Origin of the sequence: Streptomyces nanhaiensis, from assembly GCF_046614825.1 — a bacterium.
Taxonomy (GTDB): domain Bacteria; phylum Actinomycetota; class Actinomycetes; order Streptomycetales; family Streptomycetaceae; genus Streptomyces; species Streptomyces radiopugnans.
Genome location: NZ_JBKJFM010000361.1, coordinates 1 through 986 on the forward strand (window position 1 = coordinate 1; position 986 = coordinate 986).

A 986-nucleotide genomic window follows, 5' to 3' on the forward strand; every position below is an offset into this window, starting at 1 on the left:
CCGCCGCCCGTGCCGCGCCCGGCCGGGCGCGGCACGGCCGGGCTCGGTACGGCCGGGCGCGGCGGCATCGGGTGCCGCCGCCGTGGTCTGCCTGTCGTCGCTCACATCCCGTATTCGGAGCGGGCCGTCAGGCGGATTGGTATGTCACCCGATTCAGTGAAAAAACATTTTCCGCGGCCTTCCCGCGGATCGCCGCCGACTCCGGGAGACCGCCGACTCCGGGCGGCCGGGCGGACCGGGAGGACGGGGCGGCCCGAACGGTCCGGGCCCTCCGGACCGTTCGGATCAACCGCCCTGCCGCGCCCGCCCGTTCGGGCCGGGTTCCGCCCGGGCCGCGGGCCCTCTCCGCTGCGGACAGGACCCAGGGCGTGTGGACGGCCGCCCTCGCGTGAAGGGGCCGGGAGGGAAGGGACGGGGGAAGCGGCCCGGGGGGCGGTTGCCGTCACCGGTGCCCGCCGCCCGGACGCCGGAGCCCGGCGCGGACGGCGGCACCACCTCGTCCGCCCCGGCCCGGGCGGCACACGGCAGGTGCCCGGGCGACCGCCGTGTGCCGGCGAACGGCGCCGCCGGCACGCTCGTCCCCGCCTCCCCGGCCCTCACGCGGCCGGGAACTCCATCACCGCCAGCGGCTCGGAGGTGGGCTGAGCCGAGCCGCCCTCCGGCTCCACGGTCACGCCCATGCCGTCCGCGCCCGCGACGGGCCCGTCCATCATGACCGCCGCCCGCCCGTCCGAGGCGTCCACCACACCGGCCGGGCGCATGGCGCCGTCGTCGTCGAACCACAGCTGGTAGACCTTGCCGGCCGGCGGTTCGGGCAGCCGCGAGGCCAGGAACGCGGCCCGGTCGCTGCTGCGGGAGACCACCACGGTGGCGCTCCCGCCGCCGGGCAGTTCCCCGGCGGCCAGCCGCGCGTCCGGCGCGGCGAGCAGCCGGGTCAGCTCGTCCGCCCGCTGCCGGGCCTGCTCGGCGAGCTGCCGGGCGTCGCG

Annotated in this window: 1 protein-coding gene; it reads right to left on the reverse strand. The window is 79.0% G+C overall.

All coding sequences use genetic code 11. The features are described from left to right. Positions 1-596: 596 nt before the first annotated feature. Positions 597-986: anti-sigma factor (locus ACLIYP_RS30595; protein ID WP_412716321.1), on the reverse strand; the 390-nt coding region annotated here is incomplete at its 5' end.